The 546-nt window shown below is 67.8% G+C and carries 1 pseudogene; it reads right to left on the reverse strand.

Annotated elements, in window-relative coordinates:
* Nucleotides 1–546, reverse strand: a pseudogene (locus KDW55_RS29825) (AMP-binding protein); the annotation flags it as partial.

A 546-nucleotide genomic window follows, 5' to 3' on the forward strand; every position in this document is an offset into this window, starting at 1 on the left:
GGTTCTCGAGCGTGGAGGTGTCCTGCGTGATGGCTTCGCCCTTCGCGAGCGAGCGCAACAGGCGCCGCATGATCTTGCCCGAGCGCGTCTTCGGCAGGTTGTCGCCGAACCGGATGTCCTTCGGTTTCGCGATCGGCCCGATCTGCTTGCCGACCCAGTCGCGCAATGCCTTCGCGAGCGCCGCCGCCTCGTCGCCTTCCGGGCGCGAACGCTTGAGCACGACGAACGCGACCACCGCTTCGCCGGTCGTGTCGTCCGGGCGGCCGACCACCGCCGCTTCCGCGACCAGCTCGTGCGACACCAGCGCCGACTCGATCTCCATCGTGCCAAGCCGATGGCCCGACACGTTGAGCACGTCGTCGATGCGCCCCATGATCGTGAAGTACCCGGTGTCCTTGTCGCGCACCGTGCCGTCGCCGGCCAGATACAGCCGCCCGCCCAGTTCCTCCGGGTAGTAGCTCTTTCTGAAGCGCTCCGGGTCGCCCCAGATCGTGCGGATCATCGACGGCCACGGACGCTTGACGACCAGAATCCCGCCTTGCCCGT

The organism is Burkholderia sp. AU19243, from assembly GCF_018148075.1.
GTDB classification, from domain to species: Bacteria; Pseudomonadota; Gammaproteobacteria; order Burkholderiales; family Burkholderiaceae; genus Burkholderia; species Burkholderia latens_A.